17 protein-coding genes and 1 pseudogene are annotated in these 23269 nt (G+C 72.4%); 5 read left to right on the top strand and 13 right to left on the bottom strand.

All coding sequences use genetic code 11. The features are described 5' to 3' along the window. Positions 1–3 precede the first annotated feature (3 nt). Positions 4–2133, bottom strand: a complete 2130-nt coding sequence (locus OG624_RS39745; RefSeq protein WP_371640623.1) for a CHAT domain-containing protein — start codon at positions 2131–2133, stop codon at positions 4–6. Between the two features lie 275 nt (positions 2134–2408). Here OG624_RS39745 and OG624_RS39740 point away from each other — a divergent pair, with 275 nt between their 5' ends. After that, the gene (locus OG624_RS39740; protein ID WP_371640622.1) at positions 2409–4277 is read left to right on the top strand and encodes a serine/threonine-protein kinase; all 1869 of its coding nucleotides are present in this window, start codon (positions 2409–2411) and stop codon (positions 4275–4277) included. Here OG624_RS39740 and OG624_RS39735 read toward each other — a convergent pair. Further along, on the bottom strand, positions 4274–5272 hold the full coding sequence (locus tag OG624_RS39735) for a helix-turn-helix domain-containing protein (RefSeq protein WP_033217289.1): 999 nt from the start codon (positions 5270–5272) through the stop codon (positions 4274–4276). The genes OG624_RS39740 and OG624_RS39735 overlap by 4 nt on opposite strands. 326 nt (positions 5273–5598) lie before the next feature. Here OG624_RS39735 and OG624_RS39730 point away from each other — a divergent pair, with 326 nt between their 5' ends. Next, on the top strand, positions 5599–5979 hold the full coding sequence (locus tag OG624_RS39730; RefSeq protein ID WP_033216792.1) for a VOC family protein: 381 nt from the start codon (positions 5599–5601) through the stop codon (positions 5977–5979). 170 nt (positions 5980–6149) lie between these two features. Next, entirely contained in the window at positions 6150–7331 is a 1182-nt protein-coding gene (locus OG624_RS39725) for a sensor histidine kinase (protein ID WP_051762962.1), read from the top strand. Here OG624_RS39725 and OG624_RS39720 read toward each other — a convergent pair. After that, positions 7328–8734 carry a M1 family metallopeptidase gene (locus OG624_RS39720; RefSeq protein WP_371640621.1) on the bottom strand — a complete coding sequence of 469 codons (1407 nt, stop codon included), beginning with the start codon at positions 8732–8734 and terminating at the stop codon, positions 7328–7330. The two genes, OG624_RS39725 and OG624_RS39720, sit on opposite strands and share 4 nt — an antisense overlap. A 95-nt stretch (positions 8735–8829) precedes the next feature. Beyond that, the gene (locus OG624_RS39715) at positions 8830–12741 is read right to left on the bottom strand and encodes a Pls/PosA family non-ribosomal peptide synthetase (protein ID WP_371640620.1); all 3912 of its coding nucleotides are present in this window, start codon (positions 12739–12741) and stop codon (positions 8830–8832) included. Between the two features lie 247 nt (positions 12742–12988). Between OG624_RS39715 and OG624_RS39710 the strand changes: the two genes are divergently transcribed. Beyond that, positions 12989–13534, top strand: coding sequence for a hypothetical protein (locus OG624_RS39710; protein WP_033216786.1), 546 nt, complete (start codon positions 12989–12991; stop codon positions 13532–13534). 30 nt (positions 13535–13564) lie between these two features. Here the strand turns inward: OG624_RS39710 and OG624_RS39705 are convergent, their stop codons facing one another. Further along, positions 13565–13957: a Fur family transcriptional regulator gene (locus OG624_RS39705; RefSeq protein ID WP_371640619.1), complete on the bottom strand. Its 393-nt coding sequence runs from the start codon at positions 13955–13957 to the stop codon at positions 13565–13567. A 402-nt stretch (positions 13958–14359) separates the two neighbouring features. On the opposite strand from OG624_RS39705, the gene katG reads away from it, so the two are divergent. Then, positions 14360–16591, top strand: a complete 2232-nt coding sequence (gene katG / locus OG624_RS39700; protein ID WP_266447483.1) for a catalase/peroxidase HPI — start codon at positions 14360–14362, stop codon at positions 16589–16591. A 52-nt stretch (positions 16592–16643) separates the two neighbouring features. On the opposite strand, the gene OG624_RS39695 is transcribed toward katG, so the two are convergent. The 8 genes and pseudogenes from OG624_RS39695 to OG624_RS39660 form a co-directional block, all read right to left on the bottom strand. Next, a complete protein-coding gene (locus tag OG624_RS39695; RefSeq protein WP_266447486.1) occupies positions 16644–17606 on the bottom strand; it encodes an alpha/beta fold hydrolase in 963 nt (320 codons plus the stop codon). Positions 17607–17713: 107 nt separating this feature from the next. Beyond that, positions 17714–18103, bottom strand: a complete 390-nt coding sequence (locus OG624_RS39690; RefSeq protein WP_371640618.1) for a hypothetical protein — start codon at positions 18101–18103, stop codon at positions 17714–17716. Between the two features lie 126 nt (positions 18104–18229). Further along, positions 18230–18655, bottom strand: coding sequence for a secondary thiamine-phosphate synthase enzyme YjbQ (locus OG624_RS39685; protein WP_033216781.1), 426 nt, complete (start codon positions 18653–18655; stop codon positions 18230–18232). Positions 18656–18768: 113 nt separating this feature from the next. Continuing rightward, on the bottom strand, positions 18769–19479 hold the full coding sequence (locus tag OG624_RS39680) for an ABC transporter ATP-binding protein (RefSeq protein ID WP_033216780.1): 711 nt from the start codon (positions 19477–19479) through the stop codon (positions 18769–18771). After that, a pseudogene (locus OG624_RS39675) lies at positions 19476–20177 on the bottom strand (ABC transporter ATP-binding protein); the annotation flags it as partial. The gene OG624_RS39680 and the pseudogene OG624_RS39675, both read right to left, overlap by 4 nt. Before the next feature lie 56 nt (positions 20178–20233). After that, positions 20234–21196: a branched-chain amino acid ABC transporter permease gene (locus OG624_RS39670; RefSeq protein ID WP_371594420.1), complete on the bottom strand. Its 963-nt coding sequence runs from the start codon at positions 21194–21196 to the stop codon at positions 20234–20236. Next, positions 21193–22071, bottom strand: a complete 879-nt coding sequence (locus OG624_RS39665) for a branched-chain amino acid ABC transporter permease (protein WP_237545877.1) — start codon at positions 22069–22071, stop codon at positions 21193–21195. Before OG624_RS39665 ends, OG624_RS39670 begins: the two co-directional genes overlap by 4 nt. A gap of 1 nt (position 22072) precedes the next feature. After that, positions 22073–23248, bottom strand: coding sequence for an ABC transporter substrate-binding protein (locus OG624_RS39660; RefSeq protein ID WP_371640616.1), 1176 nt, complete (start codon positions 23246–23248; stop codon positions 22073–22075). Positions 23249–23269: the final 21 nt, after the last annotated feature.

Raw genomic sequence — 23269 nt, 5'->3', positions numbered from 1 at the left:
CTCCTAGGGCGAGTCCCCTGGTCGGACGAAGGGATCGGCCGCGTCCCCGTAGTGCTGGTAGGCGGCCCAGGAACTCCAGCGTTGCCCGCTGGGCGTGACGTCCGGGCCGGCGGGGCTTTCCGGACCGTCGGGAACGTCGGGGCCCTGCTCGCGCAGCCCGTAGAGGCGTCTGCGCGCCGCGCGGACGGCGCCGCCCACCGTCGGGGTCGCCTCGCCGGGGCCACCCTTGAACAGGTGCGTGTAGAACTGATCGGCGAAGGAGATCCCCTGGTCGTCGGGGATCCGCCAGGCCGCCCCGATGTAGTGCCCCACCCCCATGCGCAGGAATTCGTCGGCGAGACTCGGCACGAGCGCCGCCTGCGGATTCCCCCAGGGGCTGCGGCCCGCGAGGCCGGGCTCCACGGCCGGGGCGCCGGGGCCGGCGGCCTCCCCGAGCCGGGCCGTGTAGCAGGCGTTGGCGACGACGATCAGGGGCGGGCGTTCGAGCAGGGCCAGCTCCTGGGCGGTCAGCAGGCCGTCCGCGAAGACCCAGCCCGAGCGCCGTCCCGTACCGGAGAGGTCGAAGTCGCTGTGCCCGCAGTAGTGGACGATGTGGTTGCCGCCGCACAGCAGGACCCGCAGGACGTCCAGGCGCCGGGCGGGGTCGACGCCCGGCTGGCGCAGCGAGTTCGCCGCGCCGACGAAGAGGCTGACCTTGGCCCCGAGTTCCTTGAGCCGGGAGGCCACCGCGAGAGCCTCCTGGCGGGCTCCCGGCAGATGGAAGCCCTTCTCCGGGTCCCCCGGGTCGCCGATCACCAGGGCGCGCAGCGGTCCGTCCGCCAGACCCTCGGTCATCACCCGCGAGTAGGTGGTGCGCAGTTGTCTGGACAGCTGTGTGCGGATGGCCAGGGGGTCCCGCTTCTCCATCCCGGCCTGCTGGATCTCGGCCAGGAACTCCCAGGGGACGGAGGCCGTGTCCCGGTCCAGTTCCAGCAGTACGGTCGAGTCGTCGGTGAGCAGCCGCTGGAAGTCCGGCGGCACCACGAACCGGGACAGCAGGTCGGGCAGTTCGCACGCGTCCTTGACGCTCGGTTCCGTCAGCCGGTCGACGAGTTCCCGCAGGAGGTCCGTGTCCACCGGGACGAGCCGCTCCGGTACGGTGGCCCGCCCGGTCAGCGCCGCCCAGCGCAGGCCGCCGACCCCCGACTGGACGGACATCCGGACGGGTACCGCGTCGTCCTGGGCCTCCGCCGGTCTGCGGACCGTCAGGGACAACTCGGTGCGTTCCACCGAGGCCAGGTCCGCGAGCTGTTCGCGGATCATCCCCTGGATGTCGGGGTCGAAGTCGGCCAGCACGGTCCGCAGGACGTCCTCCCCGGCCGCCGGCGCGGCGAGGCCGGTGAGCGCCGACAGGGCGTACACGGCGGCGGAAGGCCCGAACAGCTCGCCGCCGCTCTCCTCGCGCAGTCCGGGGACGATCCGTACCTGTGGGAGCTTCGAGGCGGAGTCCGTGAGGGCGAGGTGGAGCTGCTCCGCGCGCAGCCGGTCGACCTCCATGACGAGTACGTCGGTGAGCCGGGGCGGCGGTGCGGGCGGGCCGAGGGGTGCCAGGGTGTCGGCGAAGCCCCGGACGAGGGCGCGGGCCGCCTGTTTGACGGTCAGATTGCCGGTGCCGGAGCCGACGAGCACGGTGGCCACGGTCGAGACGTGGCCGAGCCCGAGCGCTTCGCCGAGCAGGGAGGCGTACATCTGGACGGCGCGGCGTTCGGTCAGGGTGCCCATCGGCCCCATGCCGACGACGGCCGCGCACCGCACGGGGCCTTCCTTGCAGGGGAAGTACGTGACTTCGCCCAACTGGGCGTCGATCCAGCCGAGCTTGGTGTGCTCCGTGATGACGCGGCGGGGGTCGACGGAGATGGCCCGGTCGAGCGCGAGTTCCGCGGCGGCGGGCACTACCGATTGGTAGTGCCCCGTGACGTGCAGATCGGCGGCGATCCGGGCGATGTCACCCCAGATCACCGTGATGTTGAGCGTTGGACCATCGGTGCGCGCGGGTCTGTCCGGGGCGGGGGCGGGAAAGCGTGCGGGCGGGTTCGAGGCCGTCGGTACGTCCTCCAGCAGGTCAGCGATGCGAGCGGCGGCGGGGGTGCTCACCACGCTCCTCCCTTCGAGTCGCCCGAGCTTCTCGATCCGAGTGCGTCACATCTGTCTCCCCCACTGGATTATCCCACTGCCGGCGGGGGCGGCCAGCGGGGCCGGGGGTGGCCCGATCCGGGCGAGCGGGACGGGCCGGGCGGGTCGACAGGCCCCGGGGAGCCCTCGTTCCTCGGCGAAATCGGGATCAACTCGGCTTTCGGCGACCCGCGTTGCCGTCGTCGGATCATCAGGGTTAGATTCCTGGAAACTTCTCCAATTCGAGCGGGGCTGACGTGTCTGAGCTGACGGGGAGCGGGGCCGAGCCGCTGGAGGCGGAGGACCCACGCCGGATCGGGTCGATCCCGCTCGCGGGCCGGCTCGGGGCCGGCGGCATGGGGCGTGTCTACCTCGGGGTCCGCGAGGGTCGGTACGTCGCCGTCAAACAGCTGCTGGCCTCGGTCGTCGGTGAGGACCAGGACTTCCTGCGCCGCTTCGGGCACGAGTTGGACAATCTCGCCCGGCTGCCCGCCGACGCCACCGCCCCCCTGCTCGACAGCGATCGCACCGCCACTCCCCCGTGGTTCGCCACCGCCTACATCCCCGGGCTCACCCTGCGGGAGGCCGTCGAGCTGCACGGCGGCCCGCTGCCCGCGCGGGCGCTGTGGCTGCTGCTGCGGGAGGCCGCGTCGGGGCTGGCCGCGGTGCACGCGCTGGACATGGTGCACCGGGACGTCAAGCCGTCCAACGTCATGCTGACCCTCGACGGTCTCACGCTCATCGACTTCGGTGTGGCCCGGGCCGCCGAGCAGAGCCGGCTGACCGTGACCGGCATGGTCGTGGGGACACCCGCCTACATGGCGCCCGAACAGGCCTCGGGTCGAAAGCGGTTGAGCGGCGCCACCGATGTCTTCGCGCTGGGCTCCGTACTCGCGTACGCGGCCTGCGGCCGGCCGCCGTTCGGCGACGAGTCGGGACACGGGGTGCTGTACCGCATCGTCCACGAGGAGCCCGACCTGGAGCCGTTGCGGGAGCTGGAGCCGGACCTCGCCGAGCTCGTCGCGGCCTGCCTCGACAAGGACCCCGAGGGCCGTCCCACCGCCGCCGAACTCCTGGAACGCGCCCGCGCGCACGACCCGTTCACCGACCCGCTGTGGCCGGAGGCCGTCACCGGGTGCCTGGCCGAGCGGGCCGCCTTCGCCGCGCACGTGCGGGAGCCCGACGTACCGACGGTCCCGCTCACGGGGGAGAAGGCGGAAGCCGAGCCGGAGCCCGCGAAGGAGCCGGCCTCGGCGGCCCCGGCGCCCCCGGCCACGGTCCGGCCGGAACGGACCGAGCGGCGCCGCCGGACCCGCGTCCTGCTCGCCGTCCTGCCCGTCGTCGTGGTCGCGGGCGGTACGACCCTCGCCGTCCAGCACCTGCCGTACACCTCCGCGCCGCAGGCCGGGGCCGGGAGCTCCCCGTCCGCCCCGGTGACGGCGCCGGCCGACCCACCGGCGTCGACGGCGGGCGGCAACCCCTCGGGTACGGCGGCACCCGCGCAGCCACCGGCCCAGGACCCGGGACAGGCCGGGACGGGCACTCCCCCGGCCGGGGCCGTGGGGGGCGTGGGCGGCGCCGCCCCCGGGACCGGCACCGGTCCCGGGGGCGGCTCCGGCGGTGCGCAGCCCGGCTCGGGCGGCGCCGGGAACTCCGGAAGTGCCGGCAACCCCGCGAACGCGGGCGGTTCGGGCAGTACGCGCCCCTCCAACGGCGGGACGTCCACGGCGCCCACCACCGCGGCGCCCCCGGCTCCTCCCGCCTCCGGCACCTACCGCTTCCGCAACGGCGACAACAGCAAGTGCATCACCCAGATCTTCGGCGCCTCGGACTACGGCGACTGCGCGGACGCGAGCGCCCGGTGGACGGTCCAGAGCAGGCCGGACGGCAGTTTCAAGCTCGTCAACCAGCGGGGCGGCGGCTGCCTGTACGCCAACATGCTCGGCCAGGCGGTCTACGTCGGCGACTGCTCCACCAACGGCACGACGCAGCTGTGGCGTACGGGGTCGGGCGGCAGCCTCCGCAACGACTTCAGCGGCGGCTGTCTCGACCTGGGCATGAGCGGCGGCCTGGTGACCAACACATGCGGCGGGGAGGCGTCGCAGCGCTGGACGAGGCAGGCCTAGGAGGCGTCCGCCCCGGCCAGGTCTTCCGTCCGGGCCTGCCCGCGGAAGGCTGCGGGCGGCAGGCCGTAGGCCTCGCGGAACGCCCGGCTGAACGCGGACGCGTGCCGGAAGCCCCGCCGGGCGCCGATGACGTGCACGGGCACCCCTTGGTGCAGCGGGTCCGCGAGGTCCTGGCGGGCCCGCGCGAGCCGCCGGCCCTGAAGGAAGGCCGCGACCGTCGCCCCGTCCCCCTCCTGTTGGAACACCCGGTGGAGATAGCTGACGGAGATGTGATGGGCGGCGGCGATCGCGGGGACGTCCAGCAGCGGATCGTCGGCGTTGTCCCCGATGAAGGCCATCACACGGAGCGCCAGGGCGCGCCGGTGCGTCTCCGGGGTCAGGGACCGGTCCGCTTCGAGGACGCCGGCGAAGAGCGAGGCGATGAGATCGGCCAGTACGCCGCTCAGGCGCGGGCCGTCGGCCGCCCCGTAGGACCGGCTGTCCTTGGTCACCTGATCGAGGAAGGTGGCCAGCAGAGCCCCCATTCCCTCGCGGGCCGAGATGCGCCGGCCGATGACCCGGCCGGCGGTCTGCGGGGGCAGCGGCAGCAGCGCCTTGGGTACCTCGACCCCGATGATCTCGACGGGATGCGGGCCGGAACTGATGTCGAACGGCCGTGACGTGTCACTGGTGTGGATGTCGAACACACCGTGCACCACGGTGTCCTTGCCCAGGGTGACCGCTCCCGCCCCGCGCTTGATCAGCGAGAGGTGGAAATGCTCGGGGTCCGACCTCGCTATCAGCTTCGATGTGCGCCGGAAGGTCAGGGGGCGGCATTCCATCGGATAGACCGTGATCCCGCCGAGCGAGATGACGCGCTGGTTCACCCAGAAGTCGGCGGCGTACTCACTGTGCATCTCCATGGGCGCGTGCGTCTGCGACATCAGGTCCCGCCAGCTCTCGAAACGGTCGGCGGGCGCTAGTTCCGCGCTGCGGAAGGTTGTCTCGGGCAGCATGATCACGGGTTTACACCGGCCGTGGCGGCCCGCGCAACACGAGCCGGGGCCCCGGGCGCGGGCGGCGGGGCGACTCTCCGTCAAGACACTGTGCACGCCAGGCCAATGCGCGGTGCTCCGAGGCTTGGCAGAGTGGGCGCCGCAGGGTCGGGTGAGGGGATGGGAAACCGGAGCCCCCTCCGACCACCGGAGACCTCTCGCGGTCCCGGCACTGAGCTGACGCCGCCCGAGGACGGGGGTTTCGGGCGGCGTCAGCTCAGTGCCGGGACCAGGCCGTCCCTTTCGGATCTTGGCGGTCGTGCGGGAACTCGGGCAGGCTGTGCGGCATGGTCTCAGTGGTGCAGAACGTGGCGATCGACTGTTCGGATGCGTATGAACTGGCTCGGTTCTGGAGCGAGGTGACCGGTCGCCCGCTGCATCCGCAGGCCGAACCGGGCGACCACGAGACCGTGGTGATGCTCGCGGAGGGCCCGCTGCTGTACTTCAACCAGGTGCCGGAACCGAAGACCGTCAAGAACCGGATCCACCTGTGCCTGCGCCCGACGACCTCCCGCGAGGAGGAGGTCGAGCGGCTGCTGAAGCTCGGAGCCACCCTCGTCGTCGATCGCCGACAGCCCGACGGCTCGGGCTGGGCGGTGCTCGCCGACCCCGAAGGCAATGAATTCTGCGTCCTGCGCGGCGAGTCCGATCACGCCGCGACGTCCTGAGCGTCCCGCGCCGGCCGGTCGCGACCGCGGGTCCGGGAAGCGGCGGAGGCGGGCCTCGATCACTCCCCGCGAGCGCCCGGAAGCGTAGCGCGTGAACCGAGGATCCCGGTCCGTACGACTACGACTTTTGGCGGAGGGACCGGGCCTGCCGATGATCTAATCTGCGCGCTATGTGGTCTCCTCTCCTCCGCTTCCTCGCCGCTTCCGGCAAGGCGGCGGTCCTGCTGCGGTCCCTCGCAGCCTGTGTGCTCCTGGCCGCGGCCTGGGCGGATGTACGGGCCGGGGCGTTCACCGGATCGGTGTCTCCCGGCCTGCTCGCGCTGTCGGCCGTCCTCGTGGGCGTCGCCCTCGTTCCGCTGCCCCTGTGCGAAGAACCTCGGCCGTTCGTCTACGTCGGGGGCGCCGCCGCCACGGCCTCGCTGGTCTGCTCGGCGGCCCTGCGGCTGGGTCACGACGCCGCCGGCGCCCCGTCCGCCCACCCTGCGTTCGAACCGGTCGCCCTGCTGGTGGTGCTGGCCTTCGTCACCCGGCGCGGCCCGGCGGCCTCCGGCGCTCCGGTCGCCCTGCTGCTGGCGGCGGCCGTCGTCCTGCGTCCCCTGTCCACCGGCGTGCGGGAGGACAGTCTGATCGTGGCTCTCGGCCTCACCCTGGCCACCGTCCTGGTGGCGGGGGCGAGTGTGACCGCCCGGCTCGTGGTGGCGGTCCGGCGGCAGCGCGCCCACCGCACCCGCCTCGAACAACGGATCGAGCTGGCCAGGGATCTGCACGACTACGTCGCCCACCACGTGAGCGGCATCGTGGTGCAGGCACAGGGCGCCCGGGCGGTCGCCGCCAGGCGGCCCGACCTGGTGCCGCCCGCGCTGCAGCGCATCGAGGAGACGGGCGCCGAGACCCTCGCGTCCATGCGACGGATGGTCGCCGGCCTCACGGCCGGCGAGAGCGACGCGGCGCCGACCGCGCCCGCCGGTATGGACGACCTACGAGCCCTGGTGAGGGGGTTCGCCCTGAACGGGGTACCGGCGCACCTCACCGAGGAAGGGCCGACGGACACCGTGCCGCCCGAGGTGGCCGCGACCCTGCACCGGGTGACCGTGGAGTCCCTCACCAACATCCGCGAGCACGCCCGGCACTGCCGCCACGTCAGCGTCCATGTGCGCGTCCGTCCCCACGAGGCAGCCGTACGGATCACCAACGACGGGACGGGCCCTCGGGCCTCCCTCACGGGCTACGACCTCAAGGGCCTCGGCGAACGCGTCACGCTGGCCGGCGGCACCTTCCGGGCCGAGGCCACCGCCGAGGGCGACTGGCAGGTCCGGGCCCGGATGCCGCTCACCACCCCTCGCCCGGCCTAGGCGGAGGCTTTGCCCCGGCCGCCCTTGGAGCCGCCGTTCGTCGGCGGGTAGCCGGGCCTCGCCGGTATCGGGGGCCGGGGCGGCACAGGCAGGGGCGGCAGGGCCGGGGCGTGCAGCCAGGTGTGGAACAGCTCGTCCAGCGGCTCGGCCGTGTAGCGGGCGACGTGCTGGGTGAAACCCGTGGTGGACACCACCCCGTGGCGGTGCACCGTGGCCCAGTCGCGCAGCATGCGGAAGAAGGCGTTGTCGCCCAGCGCGCAGCGGATCGCGTGCAGGGTGAGGCCGCCGCGCTGGTAGAGGCGGTCGTCGAACATCAGCTTGCGGCCGGGGTCGGCCAGCCGCAGGTCCCGTGGTTGCGAGGCCAGCAGCCGGTGTGCGGCGGTCGCCAGCTCGTGCGCGGTGCGGCCGCCGGAGCGTTCCGACCAGAGCCATTCGGCGTACTTCGCGAAGCCCTCGTTGAGCCAGATGTGCCGCCAGTCGGCGATGGTCACGCTGTTGCCGAACCACTGGTGCGCGAGTTCGTGGGCGATGAGGCGTTCCGAGCCACGGACGCCGTCCACGTGGTTGACGCCGAAGGTGGACAGGCCCTGTGCCTCCACGGGGACGTCCAGTTCCTCGTCGGCGACGACCACCACGTACTCGCCGAAGGGGTAGGGCCCGAAGAGCTCCTCGAACAAGGCCATCATGGCGGGCTGCCGGGCGAAGTCGCGGGAGAAGCTCGGCAGCAGGTGCGCCGGCACATGCGCGCTCTGCGGTACGCCCCCGAGGCCGGGGTCGCCGAGGAGCACCGTCTGGTACATGCCGATGGACAGGCTGACCAGGTAGCTGGAGGTCGGCGCGGACTGCTCGTAGACCCAGGTGGTCGTGCTGGCCTTCGTCGTGCGCGTGAGGAGCCGGCCGCCGGCCACGACCGTGTAGGGGGACGGCGTGTTGACCGAGATGTGGTACGAGGCCTTGTCGGCGGGCCGGTCGTTGCACGGGTACCAGGAGGGCGCGCCGACGGGCTGGCTGGCCACCAGCGCGCCGTCGGTCAGTTCCTCCCAGCCGATGCCGCCCCAGGGGCTGCGCACCGGTTTGGGGTTGCCCGCCCAGTGCACCTCGACGGTGAAGGCGGAGCCGGCGGGCAGCGGCTTGGCCGGGCGGATGCGCAGTTTGCCGCCGCGGTGGGAGTATTGCGGCGCCCGGCCGTTCACCAGGACCCGACCTATTCTGAATTCGGCCAGGTTCAGGTGGAATTCGGCGAGCGGCGCCCGCCCGGCGATCGCGCTGAGCCGCGCCGTGCCCGCGAGCCGGTTGGGCCCGGGACGGTACTCCAGAGCGAGTTCGTACCGGTGCACTCGGTAACGGGAGTCGCCGTTGGCCGGGAAGTACGGGTCCGATGGCTCTGTTCTCTGGCCGCTCACTGCCGCTTCCGCTCCCTGCGCTGTGCTCGTACGACGTGCTGGTGTACCGGTGTGCCGGTGCCGCCCTGCTGCCTACCGCTGCGGGGCGGGCCCGGTCAGGACCGCCACGCCTCGATGGGATTGCCCAGCCAGCGGGTGTCGGCGGGGACGGATTCCCCGGCCATCACGAGGGATGCGGGACCCAGGGTGCTGCGGGCCCCTACCGTGCTCCCGGGCAGGACGATTCCGCCCGGGCCCAGGGTGGCGCCCTCGCGGAGCACCACAGTATCCGTCCTCAAGATCCGGTCGTGGAAGAGGTGTGTCTGCAACACACAGCCGCGGTTGACGCTGACTCCGTCGCCGAGCACCACCAGGTCCGTCTCGGGGAGCCAGTAGCTCTCGCACCACACGCCCCGGCCGATCCGGCCGCCGAGCGCGCGCAGCCACAGGGCGAGCACCGGTGTGCCGGGGACCGATCCGGCCAGCCACGGCACGGCCAGCACCTCCACGAAGGTGTCGGCCAGTTCGTTGCGCCATACGAAGCCGCTCCACAGCGGGTGCTCCCCCGTCCGGTGCCGGCCGACCAGCAGCCATTTGGCGGTCACCGCGACCGCGCAGGCGGCCGTACCGGCGATGAGCAGGACCGCTCCGGACAGGAGCGCGGCTCCCCAGATCCCCGGACCGCCGCCCGTGATCAGGGCGCAGAGCGCCGCACCGGTCAGCACGGCCAGGGCGGCCGAGCAGAACACCGGGACGAGCCGGCACAGCTCGACGAGGCCGCGTGCCCACAGCAGCCGCGCCGGGGGCTCGTAGGTGCGGCTCTGGTCCGAGTCCGCGGTGGAGCGGGGCAGTCGGACCGGCGGGAGTCCCAGGTAGGAGCTGCCCTTCTTGGCCTTCTTCGGGGTGGCGGACAGGACGCCGACGAGTCCGTCGTCCGGCACGCTGCGGCCCGGGGCGGTCATGCCGGAGTTGCCGAGGAAGGCGCGGCGGCCGATCTCGGAGTGTCCGATGCGCATCCAGCCGCCGCCGAGCTCGTAGGGGGCGGTCAGTGTGTCGTCGGCGAGGAAGGCGCCCTCGCCGACGGTGGTGAGGCTGGGCAGGGCGAGCACGGTGGACACCTCGGCGCCCCGGCCGATCTTCATGCCGAGCAGCCGCAGCCACACCGGGGTGATCAGCCCGGCGTACAGCGGGAAGAGCGTCTCGCGGGACAGGTCCATCAGTTGGGTGACCGTCCAGGCCTGCCAGCCGACCCTGCTGTGCGTCGGGTGGGTTCCGGTCCGCAGGCCGAGGCTGAGCAGGCGTACGGAGACCAGGAGCAGGGCCGCGTACGCGAAGCCGTAGGCGAGCGCCGCGGGCACCACGGCGAGGAGCGTTCCGCGCAGTGCTTCGGTGAGCCCGGCGTCGGCGGGGACGAAGCGGCTGACGACGAGCAGGGCGGGCAGGGCGGCGAGGACGGGCAGGGCGGTGAGGCCGAAGCCGGCCGCTCCGTAGGCGGCCCGCCAGAAGAGTCCGCGCGGCGGGCGTTCCCCCGGCCAGTTGTGCTTGGCCTTGCCGAGCTTCCCGGCGGGTGCGCCGGCCCAGCGCTGGCCGGTCGGGATCTGTCCGACGACGGCGGAGCCGGGGGCGACCTCGGCGCGCTTTCCGACGCGCGCGCCGGGGAAGAGGATGCTGCGGGTGCCGACCACCGCGCCCGCGCCGACCTTGATCGCGCCGATCTCCAGGTGGTCCCCGTCGAGCCAGTGGCCGGTGAGGTCCACCTCGGACTCCACGGCGCAGCCGCGGCCGAGTTTGAGCATGCCCGTGACCGGGGGCAGGGAGTGCAGGTCCACCTCGGGGCCGATCTTGGCGCCGAGGGCTCGACCGTAGCGTTCCAGCCACGAGCCGGTGAGGGAGGTGGCGCGGACGCATTCGGCGAGCCGTTCGGCCGTCCAGAGCCGCAGGTGGACGCTGCCGCCGCGCGGGTGGCGTCCGGCGCGGACGCCGCGCAGCAGGAGGCGGGCGCCGCCGGCGGCGATCGCGAGGCGGCCGGGCGGGCTGAAGAGCAGCAGGGCTCCGGCGGCGACGAGCCACCACGAGGCGGTGGGCGCCCATGGGAAGGGCCCGAAGTGGTGCAGGACGTTGCCCAGGGCCAGCAGGGCGACCGTCCAGCGCAGGCCGACCAGGGTGAACAGGGGGATCAGCAGCAGCGACTGGGTGACCTGGGAGCGCAGCGGGACCGGTGCGACGGTGCGGGCCTCGCCGTCGCCCTGGGCGGACTTCTCCAGGTGGCGGGCGAGCTTGCGCAGGGTGGGCTGCTGGTAGATGTCGAGGACGGCGGCGCTCGGGTAGCGGGTGCGTAGCCGGGTGGTGAGCTGGGCGGCGGCGAGGCTGCCACCGCCGATCGCGAAGAAGTCGTCGGCGGCGCTGGTGACGGTGACGCCGAGGGCTTCGCCCCACTGCTCGGCGAGCCAGGCTTCGGTGCCGTAGAGCTGCTCGGTGGGGCCGGAGGTCTCCAGGTCTGGCAGCGGCCAGGGCAGGGCGGCGCGGTCGACCTTGCCGGAGGTGCGGGTGGGCAGTTCGGCGACGGGTGCGAGCAGCGGTACGAGGGCGGCGGGGAGTTCGGCGCGCAGCCGGGTCACGGCGGCGGCGTGGTCCCAGCCGTCCTGGGTGACGAGGTAGCCGACGAGCAGCTGGTTGCCGCTGCGGGCGGTGCGGACGGCGGCGGCCGCGCCCGCGACGCCGGGCAGGGCCTGGAGGGCGGCGTCCACCTCGCCCAGTTCGATCCGGCGGCCGCCGAGCTTGATCTGCTCGTCGGCGCGGCCGAGGAAGACGAGGCCTTCCGGTTCGGCGCGTACGAGGTCGCCGCTGCGGTAGGCGCGCTGCCAGCCGAGGGTTTCGAGCGGGGCGTACTTCTCGGCGTCCTTGTCGGGGTCGAGGTAGCGGGCGAGGCCGACGCCGCCGATCACGAGCTGGCCGCTGCCGCCCATGGGTACCGGCTCGCCGGACTCGTCGACGACGGCCAGTTCCCAGCCGTTCAGCGGGAGGCCGATGCGGATCGGTTCCTCGCCGGTCAGCAGGGCGGCGCAGGCGACGACGGTGGCTTCGGTGGGGCCGTACGTGTTCCAGACCTCGCGGCCTTCGGTGACCAGGCGCTGGGTGAGTTCGGGCGGGCAGGCCTCACCGCCGAAGATCAGGAGGCGGACCTCGTTGAGCGCCTCGGGCTCCCAGAGCGCGGCCAGGGTCGGCACGGTGGAGACCACGGTGATCTCCTGCTCCACGAGCCAGGGGCCGAGGTCGGCGCCGCTGCGGACCTGGGAGCGGGGTACGGGCACGAGGCAGGCGCCGTAGCGCCAGGCCAGCCACATCTCCTCGCAGGAGGCGTCGAAGGCGACGGAGAGTCCTGCCATGACGCGGTCGCCGGGGCCGATGGGCTCCTCGGTGAGGAACAGGGCGGCTTCGGCGTCCACGAAGGCGGCGGCGCTGCGGTGGCTGACGGCGACGCCCTTGGGCTTGCCGGTGGAGCCGGAGGTGAAGATGATCCACGCGTCGTGTTCGGGACCGGGGCGGGAGGCGGCGGCGCGGGCGCCGGACTCCGGTGCGCTGCCGGCGTGGATGCGCTGTCCGCCGCCGAGGACCGCGCGGACCCCGGCCTCGCCGAAGACCAGGTCGGCGCGCTCGTCCGGGTCCTCGGCGTCGACGGGTACGTAGGCGGCGCCGGCGGCGAGGACGGCGAGGACGGCCACGTACAGCTCGTTGGTCCCGGACGGCACGCGGACGCCGACCCGGTCGCCGAGTCCTACCCCGGCGGCGGCGAGGGCCCGGCGCCGGCGCTCGACCTCGACGGCCAGGGCCCGGTAGGTCAATCGGGTGGTTCCGTCGTCGAGGGCGAGCTCGTCGGGGTAGGTCCGTACGGTCGCCTCGAAGATGTCGACGAGGGTGCGGGTGGGGGCGGCGGGCCCGGCGGTGAAGCGGGCCGACTTGCCGGTCTCCTCCAGCGTCTCCCCGTCGTCGAGCAACGTGAGTTCACCGTGCTCAGGTGTGACTGCCATCGGCCCTCGCGTCTCGTTCCCGGCACCATCCGGGTCGCCGGCGGAGCCCGGGTCTGCCCAGGTTGTTCCGGCCCAGCGCCAAACAACCCACCAGTCTAGTGCGCCATCAAGGATTTTCTTGTTGAAGCCTTGCGCGTGGCTGGGAAGAGACGGTATTGGCGTCGCGAAATGTGGGTGAATTCCGACCGTCGGACCGTTCCGGGGGCGGCACGGATCGTGATCGGCGACTCACATATCGTCTGCCGATATGAACGATCGTGTTGCGCCCGTGCGGCGCTTTCTCGTCCTCCACGACTACGGCATGGGCGGCCTGTGGTGGTGGGTCCACGCGCGATCGGCACGTGAGGTGTGCGAAACGTTCGCGGAGGTGGAGGTGGTCGACACCGCCGCGAGCGTCGAGCAGGCCGAGGCCTGGGACCTGGACGAGGTCCGAATCGACGGGACGAGCATGCCCGACGCGTTGGCGGACCTGCGGGCCCGGCGGGAGGCTCAGCGTGGCCTCGACGGCTTCGGCGCGCTCGCCGACCGGGAGATCGTGTGGCTGCGGCGGCCCTGGGACGACGAGGACGGCGGGGGCCGGACGCTGTACCTGCTGGAGGTCCAGTCCGACGGCCGCAGGCTGCGCCAGGTCGAGCTGGGCCCGGACGGCCCCGGTGTGCGCAGCGGCCCGGACGACTGGCCGTTCAACCCGCCCGTCGTCGACCTGTTCGACCCCGAACTGGTGGGCATGGAGATCGGCGAGGACGAGTTCGAGACGGCGTGGCTGCGCGCCCGGCCCGTGGGCCAGGAGTAGCGGCAGGGCCGGCCGTGCCCGGTGGTGGTACTACGCGCAGTCCGGGCACAGCCCCCGATAGGTGACCTCGACCCCGGACACCGCGAAGCCGAAGCGCTCGTCCGCCGGGAGGCCGGCCAGCGGGTCGTCCGTCGGGTGGACGTCGCGGATGAGTCCGCAGGCCGAGCACACCAGGTGCTGGTGGGGGTGGTGCGCGTTGGGGTCGTAGCGCTTGGCCCGGCCGTCGGTCGTCACCTCCACGACCTCGCCCAGGGCGTTGTAGACGGTCGCCCGGGAGATCTCCGGCAGCCGCCGCGCCGCGCGGGCGTGCACCTCGTCCGCCGTGAGGTGCACGTGGTCACCGTCGAGGACCTCCGCGACCACGCGCCGCTGCGACGTCATCCGCCAACCACGCCCGCGCAAACGCTCCAGCAGGTCACTCATATCGGCCCACCTATTCAGGTTCGACGGGGTGCCCCGAAGGTTGTCGGCGGACATCCGGGATCCGAACGAATGTGGACCTGGTGTCCTTCTTGACTTGGATTCCGTCCATCGTAGGATCGGTTTCGTAGATAGCCAAGAGACAGGAAGAGGCCAGAGCGGCAGGTGACGAAGACGTGACGGATCACCGCCGAGGAGCTGCCCGGTACCGGCACGCGCGCACCGACCGCCGGAGTCCCCCTTCTCGCAACCGTCCGGGACGGTGACCCCTCGGCGTCGTGGCGATCGACGAGGCCGAGCCCCTGCACGTGGGGCCGTGCGCCCCGGCTGTTCCATCGCATCCAGTCGCAATCAGTCGCATTCAGTTCCTGAACACCGTGATCCGCCTGGTACGGAAGGATTCCCATGTCTGAGAACCATGATGCAATCGTCACGGACGCCAAGTCGGAGGGTGGGGAGGGCTGTCCGGTGGCCCATGGACGAGCCCCGCACCCGACCCAAGGCGGCGGAAACCGCCAGTGGTGGCCTGAACGGCTCAACCTGAAGATCCTCGCCAAGAACCCCGCCGTCGCGAACCCGCTCGGCGAGGAGTTCGACTACGCCGCTGCGTTCAAGACCCTCGATCTTCCCGCGGTCAAGCGGGACATCGCCGACGTGCTGACCACCTCCCAGGACTGGTGGCCCGCCGACTTCGGCCACTACGGCCCGTTCATGATCCGTATGGCCTGGCACAGCGCGGGCACCTACCGGATCAGCGACGGCCGCGGCGGCGCCGGCGCCGGCCAGCAGCGTTTCGCCCCCCTCAACAGCTGGCCGGACAACGGCAACCTCGACAAGGCCCGCCGTCTGCTGTGGCCGGTCAAGCAGAAGTACGGTCAGAGCCTGTCGTGGGCCGACCTCATGATCCTCACCGGCAACGTGGCCCTGGAGTCGATGGGCTTCGAGACCTTCGGCTTCGGCGGCGGCCGCCCCGACGTGTGGGAGCCCGACGAGGACGTCTACTGGGGTCCCGAGACCACCTGGCTCGACGACGAGCGCTACACCGGCGACCGCGAGCTGGAGAACCCGCTCGGCGCGGTCCAGATGGGCCTCATCTACGTCAACCCCGAGGGCCCGAACGGCAACCCCGACCCGATCGCCGCGGCGCGCGACATCCGCGAGACGTTCCGCCGGATGGCGATGAACGACGAGGAGACGGTGGCCCTGATCGCGGGCGGCCACACCTTCGGCAAGACCCACGGCGCGGGCCCGGCCGAGAGTGTCGGCGCCGACCCCGAGGCCGCCCCGATGGAGGCGCAGGGACTGGGCTGGAGCAGCTCCTTCGGCACCGGCAAGGGTGGCGACGCGATCACCAGTGGTCTGGAGGGGATCTGGACCAACACCCCGATCACCTGGGACAACACCTTCTTCGAGATCCTGTTCGGCTACGAGTGGGAGCTGTTCAAGAGCCCCGCCGGCGCCCACCAGTGGCGGCCGAAGGACGGCGCCGGCGCGGGTACCGTGCCCGACGCCCACGACCCGTCCAGGACGCACGCCCCGACGATGCTGACGACGGACCTCTCGCTGCGGTTCGACCCGGCCTACGAGCAGATCTCCCGGCGCTTCCTCGCGAACCCCGCCGAGTTCGCCGACGCGTTCGCCCGCGCCTGGTTCAAGCTGACCCACCGCGACATGGGCCCGATCGTGCGCTACCTCGGCCCGGAGGTCCCGACCGAGACGCTGCTGTGGCAGGACCCGCTCCCCGCGGTGACCCACGAGCTCGTCGACGCCGCCGATGTCGCCGCGCTCAAGCGGCAGGTCCTCGCCTCGGACCTGACGGTGTCCCAGCTCGTCTCCGTCGCGTGGGCCTCGGCCTCGTCCTTCCGCGGCAGCGACAAGCGCGGCGGCGCCAACGGCGGCCGGATCAGCCTCCAGCCGCAGAGCGGGTGGGAGGTCAACGACCCGGACCAGCTGGCCGCGGTGCTGCGTACCCTGACCGGGATCCAGGAGTCCTTCAACTCCGCCCAGAGCGGCGGCAAGCGGATCTCGCTCGCGGACCTGATCGTGCTGGCCGGTGCGGCCGCCGTCGAACAGGCCGCCGAGGACGGCGGGTTCGCCGTCCAGGTCCCCTTCACCCCGGGCCGCGCGGACGCGACGCAGGAGCAGACGGACGTGGAGGCCTTCGCCGCGCTGGAGCCGGTCGCCGACGGGTTCCGCAACTATCTCGGGAAGGGCAACCGGTTGCCGGCCGAGTACCTGCTGCTCGACCGGGCGAACCTGCTGACCCTCAGTGCCCCCGAGATGACGGTCCTGGTCGGTGGCCTGCGCGTACTGGGCGCGAACCACCAGCAGACCCCGCACGGTGTCTTCACCGCGACCCCCGGGTCCCTCACCAACGACTTCTTCGTCAACCTGCTCGACCTGGGTACGACGTGGTCGGCGACGTCCGAGGACGCCAACGCGTTCGAGGGCCGCGACGCCTCCACCGGCCGCGTGAGGTGGACGGGCACCCGTGCCGACCTCGTCTTCGGGTCGAACTCGGAGCTGCGCGCGCTCGCGGAGGTCTACGCGAGCGACGACGCCAAGGAGAAGTTCGTGAAGGACTTCGTCGCGGCGTGGGACAAGGTGATGAACCTGGACCGGTTCGACCTCGCCTGATCATGAGGTCCGGGCCGGCCCGACCGGCCGGCCCGGACCTCCCGCACCACACCTACGGCTCGGCGTGGACGCGACCCACGACGAGCCGGACCGCGCCGATCGTCAGGTCGGGATCGTGCACCTGTACGTAGTGGTCGCTCCCGGTGGCCAGGAACTGCGGGGTCTGGTTCCCCAGCTCGACCAACTTCCGCTGCACCTGGGGCCAGGCCCGCTCCAGGGTGTCCAGAAGGTCCTTCGAGGTTCCGGGCGGCACGGCGAACGGTTCCGTCTTGCTCAGTACGGCCATGGGGACCGCCGGCAGCCGCGGCGCGGCGGTGACGGCGTCGATCGCGCCGTCGATGTCCACCCTTTCGAAGTCGGGACGCGCGTCGAAGGGCGTTCCGGGCCTGTCGAGCAGCGTGCGGTACGCGGCCCAGCGGGTGCCGAAGAGGGCGCGGATGTCCGTACCGAAGGCGTCGACGAAGACCAGCCCCGCCGTCTCGCGGGGGTGCCGTTGGGCGTAGAGCCGGGTGATCATCCCGCCGAAGGAGTGACCGACCAGCACGTAGGGGCCCGGCAGGCGGGCGGATGTCAGCAACGCGTCGAGGTCGTCGGCCATCGCGGTGAGGCTGCGGATGCCGTCGACCGGCGTGCTGCGGGTGGTAAGCGTGGGCGGTTCGACGTACCGGACGGTGCCGGGCCGGTCGTAGCGGCAGACCCGGGTGAACGCCGCGACGCCGGGGAACACCGCCGGGGCTTTCGGTACGGGCGGGCGGGTGTCGGTGAGGGTCCAGGTGTCGGAGGAGTCGTGCAGACCGGACTCCAGGATCACGGTGGGGCTGCCGCTGCCCTCGCAGCTCAGATAGATCTTCCGGCCGCCGCCCACGTCGACCTGGCCGGAGAAGTCGCCGGTCGCCGGTACGGAGGAGGGCGCGGGCGGTGCGCCGCGGGGGGCCGAGGGACCGTCGCACCCGGGAACGGCGGCCAGGAGCGCCGCCGTCAGGAGGACGGGCAGCAGGGGAATTCGGTGTCGCATCGGCTCTCCGGGTCCCTCGTCGGCGCCCCTCCCCGATCATCCGGCACGAGGGGCCGCGGGCCCGGCATTGCCGGACCGGGAGTCGCGGCCCCTCGGCGGCCGGTTCGCTACCCGCCGGCGCCGGCGCCCACCTCGGCCATCTCGCGCTCCACCGCGGCGATTTCCTCCTGACGGTCCATGAGCAGGAGCTGCTCCTGGTAGCGGCGCAGGGCCTTGACGAGCAGCAGGTCCCTGGCCGGCTCCATGGCGTACATCCGGCGCGCGGCCGCGAGCGCCTCGGCCCGCAGGGCCAGGGCGATGTCGGGCAGATGGGCGAAGTCCTGGCGGCTGTACTCGTACAACGCCTCGGCCAGCAGCGGCAGATACGCCCGTGCGTTCACCTGGACGAGCACGCGGTAGGCGGCGACCTCCTCACGGGCGGGCAGGGTCTGTGATCCCAGGAGGGCAACTCGGGCTCGGAGTATCGCGTCGTGACCGGCATGCGCTGAGTAAGTCATGACGGTGATTCTGAAAGCCGCACACCCGTCCGAACAAGGGCGATTCGCTGTGCCCTTGGTCCTACGAAAACGGCCTCTGACCTGTCATGATTGATACGTGTTCACCCCTGTGACCCGGAGAGTGGCTCAGCAGCCGAGGAACGACAGGCGGACCTGACGTCGGGGGTTGTCCCGGTTGGTGTCCACGAGGGTGACGGACTGCCAGGTTCCGAGCTCCAGGAGCCCGTCGATCACGGGCAGTGTCGCGTGGGGTGGAACGATCGCGGGCAGTACGTGGTCCCGGCCGTGGCCGGGAGAACCATGGCGGTGCCGCCAGCGGTCGTCGGCCGGCAGCAGGGACGCCAGGGCCTTGAGGAGGTCGTCGTCGCTGCCGGCGCCCGTCTCGATGACGGCGAGCCCGGCGGTCGCGTGCGGCGTGAAGATGTTGAGCAGTCCGCTCCGGCCCCGCGCCACCTCCCCGAGGAACGAAGCGCAGGCATCGGTCAGGTCATGGACGGTCTCCCGGTTCCCGGTCGTCACGTCGATGGTGCGTGAAACAAAGATGTCGGCCATGACCGCATCCTTGCGCCCGACCACCCCACAGACCCACAACCTCGGCCGGTGTCGGCCCTTCGACATGACCGCCACCGGATCGGGGTGGCGGTCATTGGCCACCCCGATGCGGGTCAGTCGACGCCCAGGAGGCGGCGGCGGTCCTCGGGGGCGGACGCGAACTCGGCGCGGGTCGCACGGTGGACGATGCTCCCCTTGCGCATGACGGCGACGTGCTCGGCCACGGAGAGGGCGAGGCCGAGGTTCTGCTCCACCAGGACGACCGTCGTGCCCTCGGCGCTCACCTCCCGGACCACCTCCCCCACCTGGGACACGATCGCGGGCGCCAGGCCGTCGGAGGGCTCGTCCAGGAGCAGCAGGCGCGGATTGCCCAGCAGGGCCCGGGCGATCGCGAGCATCTGCTGTTCCCCTCCGGAGAGCTCGTCGCCGCGGTGCCCGAGCCGCTCCCCCAGTCTTGGCAGCAGTTCGAGGATCCGCGCCCGGGTCCACGGCCCCCGTGCGGGCCGGCGCCGTGCGGCGATCGCGAGGTGCTCCGCCACGGTGAGCGGGGCGAACACGCGGCGTCCCTGGGGTACGACGCCCACTCCGGCCCGGGCGATGACGTCGACACGGGCCCCGGCGATCTCCCGGCCGTCGAGGGTGACGCTGCCCTCGTAGGGCCGGACGAACCCCATGACGGTCGAGATGAGGGTGGTCTTCCCGACCCCGTTGCGTCCGAGGACGGCGACGATCCCGCCCTTCTCCACGTCGAGGTCGACACCGCTGAGGACCACGCCCCCGGCGTAGCCGGAGCGCAGTCCGCGCACATGGAGGAACGGTTTCACGAGGCGACCTCCGTGGTGCCCAGGTAGGCCCGCTGGACCTCGGCGGAGGCCCGCACGTGGTCCGGGGTGCCGGTGGTGAGGTGTCGGCCGAGGTGCAGGACGGTGACGGTGTCGGCGAGTTCGAAGACCATGTCGAGGTCGTGTTCGACGAGGAGTACGGTCACCTCCGCGGGCAGGGCGGCGATCAGTTCCGTGAGCCGCTCGGTCTCCGCCGGTGACATGCCGGCCGCTGGTTCGTCCAGGAGCAGCAGGCGGGGTTCGGTGGCCAGTGCGACGGCGACCTCCAGTTGCCGCCGTTCGCCGTGCGAGAGGGTGCCCACCATCAGGTCGTGCCGGTCGGGCAGGCCGACGCGGTCCAGCAGCGAACGCGCCCGGTCGATCTCCGTGGCCCGGGCGCTGACCTTGCGCCATCCGCCGAGCCCCCTCCCGGTCCGTAGCAGTGCGGCGAGCAGGACGTTCTCCAGCACGGTCTCCCGCAGGAAGAGGCTGGAGTGCTGGAAGGTCGCGGCCGTGCCGAGTCCGACCCGGCGGTGTACGGGCAGCCGGGTCACGTCCTGCCCGTCCAGGAGGATGGTTCCGCCGCTGACGGGCAGGGTTCCGGAGATGAGGCCGAACAGCGTGGACTTTCCGGCGCCGTTGGGGCCGATGATCGCGTGTCGCGCGCCGGGGCGTACGGTGAGGGACACCTCGTCGACGGCGGTGAAGGACCCGAAGCGCCGTGACACCGAGCGGAGTTCCAGTAGGTCGAGAGGGTTCACGCCGTCCTCTTCCGGTTCGGCCGGCGCGGGAGCCGTATGCCGGCCAGTCCGCGGGGCAGGGTGTACACGGCGACGACGAAGAGCAGCCCGAGCAGCAACGGACCACGTCCGGCGACGGCTTCGAGGTTTCCGAGGTGGTCGCGGGTCAGCCAGATGAGCGCGGCGGCGGCGCAGGTTCCCCGGATCGAGCCCGCGCCGCCGATGACGACGGCCAGCAGGGCGAGGGCGGCGATCTCGAACCCGGCGTCGCCGGGCGAGACGAACCGCTGCACCGAGACCCACAGCGACCCGGCGGCGCCGGCCAGCGCCGCGGCGCCGCAGTAGACGGTCAGGGCGTACCGCCGGGTGGGGTGGCCGATCGCCTTCATGCGGGGTTCGTTGTCGCGGATCCCGCGCAGGGCGAGGCCGAAGGGGGTCGCGCCCAGGCGGGTGACGGCCGCGAGGAGCAGCAGGAAGACGGCCAGTACGTAGAAGTGGACCAGCCCGTCGAGTTCCAGGGCGGGCAGGCCGGGCAGTGGTACGACGGGCGGGATCCCCGACAGCCCGTCGGTGCCGCCCGTCACCGGCTTCCAGTTGACGGCGGCGCTGTGGACGATCTCGCCGATGGCCAGCGTCAGCATGAGGAACACCACGCCGCGGGCCCGGACGGCGAGCCACCCGGTGGGCACGGCCACCAGCGCGGAGACGGCCGCCGCGATCAGGAGTTGGAGCGGGCCGACGTCCGTGAGGTTCTTCGCGACGATGGCCGCGGTGTACGCGCCGACGCCGAAGTACGCGGACTGGCCGAGGGTCGGCAGCCCGGTCCATCCGGTGAGGAGGTTCACGCTCAGCGCGAGCAGGGCGAACACCAGGATCCGCGACAGGGTGGCGACGGCGTACGAGCCGAGCAGGAAGGGGGCCAGGGCGAGCCCGAGGAGTACGAGGGCCCCCACCACCCGGGGTGTGCCGGGTGTGCTCATGTGCGCACCGCCGAGGGGACCAGGCCGTGCGGGCGGACCACGAGCACGAGCAGCATGGTGCCGAAGAGGAGGAAGGGCGCGTACTGCGGGAGCAGCGCCACCCCGAGGGTCTGGACCTGGCCGACGAGCAGGGCCCCGGCGAGGGCGCCGCGCACGGATCCGAGGCCGCCGACGACCACGACGACGAGCGAGAGGACGAGGACGCTCTCGTCGACGCCCGGCCCGGGGCCCAGGATCGGCGCGCCCAGGACGCCGCCGACCGTGGCCAGGGCGGCGCCGAGCGCGAAGACCCCGTAGAGGACCTTGCGGATGTCGACGCCTTGGGCGCGGACCATGTCCCGGTCGGCGACGGTGGCCCGGACGAGCGCTCCGAGCGAGCTGCGCTCGAAGAGGAGGTGGACGAGGACCGCGAGGCAGGCCGCGACGGCGATGAACACGAGCCGGTACGTCGGATAGGTGTGGCCGAGCAGGTCCACCGTCCCGCGCAGCGGGGTCGGCGGGTCGGTGGGCAGTACCTCCCCGCCGAAGGCCGCCGCGAAGAGGTCGGCCACGATGAAGGTGATGCCCAGGGTGAGCACGGCCTGGTCCAGGTGCCCGCGCCGGGCGAGCGGCTGGGTGAGCAGGGTCAGGACCGCTCCCCCGAGGGCGCCCACCAGTGCGCCGGCCGCGAGGGCGAGGAGCAGGCCCGGGAGGGTTCCGTCGGAGAGCGCGTAGGCGGTGTAGGCCCCGGCGAGGTAGAGCGTGCCGTGCGCCAGGTTGAGGACGTCCATCATGCCGAAGACCAGGGAGAGGCCGACGGCGATGGTGAACAGCAGCAGTCCGAAGGCGATCCCGTCGACGACGCCGACGAGGTGGCCGTCCAGCCATCCGGCCATGTCAGCCGCCCAGTCTGCCGAGGTCGCCGGCGACGGTGTTGGCGCCCTGCCTCACCTCTCGCAGGTACCAGGGCTGGATCGGTGTGCCGCCGCTGTTGAACCGCCAGGTGCCGCGCGGGCTGTCGATGTCCCCGACCGTGGCGAGGGCGGCGTTCACCGTCTCCGAGGTGACGGTGCCGCCGGCCGCCCCGATCGCCTTGTCGAGCACCTGCGCCGCGTCCCATGAGGCCATCGCGTAGGTGGTCGGGTCCGTGCCGTGGGCGGCCCGGTAGGCGGGTGCGAACCGCCGGTTGGCGGGGTTGTCCAGGTCGGCGCTGTAGTTGAGGGCCGTGCGGATGCCCTCGGCCGCGTCCCCCTGGCCCCCCAGCACGCCGCCCTCGGTGAGGAAGCCGGGTGCGTAGAGCGGGATCTTTCCGGCCAGTCCGAAGTCGCGGTACTGCTTCACGAAGTCGACGGCCGCGCCGCCGGCGTAGAAGCAGAAGACCGCCCTCGCACCGGAGTTCTGGATGCGGGAGAGGTAGGGCTGGAAGTTCTTGGTGCCCGGGAAGGGTGTGTAGACCTCCTCCCCGGCGATCGTGCCACCGGCGGGCAGGAAGGTGGACTTGAAGCCTTCGATCTCGTCCTTGCCCGCCTGGTAGCCCGCGGCGATGAGGAAGACGGGGCCCCCGGCCCGCTCGGCGACGTGTGCGCCGAGCGCCTTGCCCGGTTCGTCGTTGACGTACGAGGTGCGCCAGATGTACTTGGTGCCGGTCAGGGTCGTGGGCGAGGCGTTCGAGCCGACGAGCGGGATCTTGCTGCTCTCGAACAGGTCCTTGACGCCGTTGACGGTGGCCGAGCTGACCACTCCGCCGACCGCCAGGACCCGGTCCTGTTTGACGAGCTTCTCCGCCGCCGCCTTCCCCGAGTCCGCCGTCTCGCCCTCGTCCGCGACCACGATCTGCACCTCGCGGCCGCCGAGCCTGCCGCCGTACTCTCGGACGTAGAGCTCGAAGCCCTGCTTCATCTCGTCGCCGAGTGCCTTGTAGGTCCCGGACCGTGGGACGAGGAGCCCGATCTTCACGGGCCCGCTCCGGTTGTTGTCGTCACCCGTGCCGAGGCTCGCGCCGCCGCATCCCGTGGCCAGCAAGAGGCCGGTGGTGACGGTGATCAGAGCCAGGGGGCGAAACCGACCTGCCATGGAGACTCCGTACGTTGTCAA

It is taken from the genome of Streptomyces virginiae, assembly GCF_041432505.1.
Taxonomy (GTDB): domain Bacteria; phylum Actinomycetota; class Actinomycetes; order Streptomycetales; family Streptomycetaceae; genus Streptomyces; species Streptomyces virginiae_A.
The sequence above is the reverse complement of the archived record's forward strand: the minus strand, read 5'-3'. Positions and strand labels throughout refer to the sequence as shown.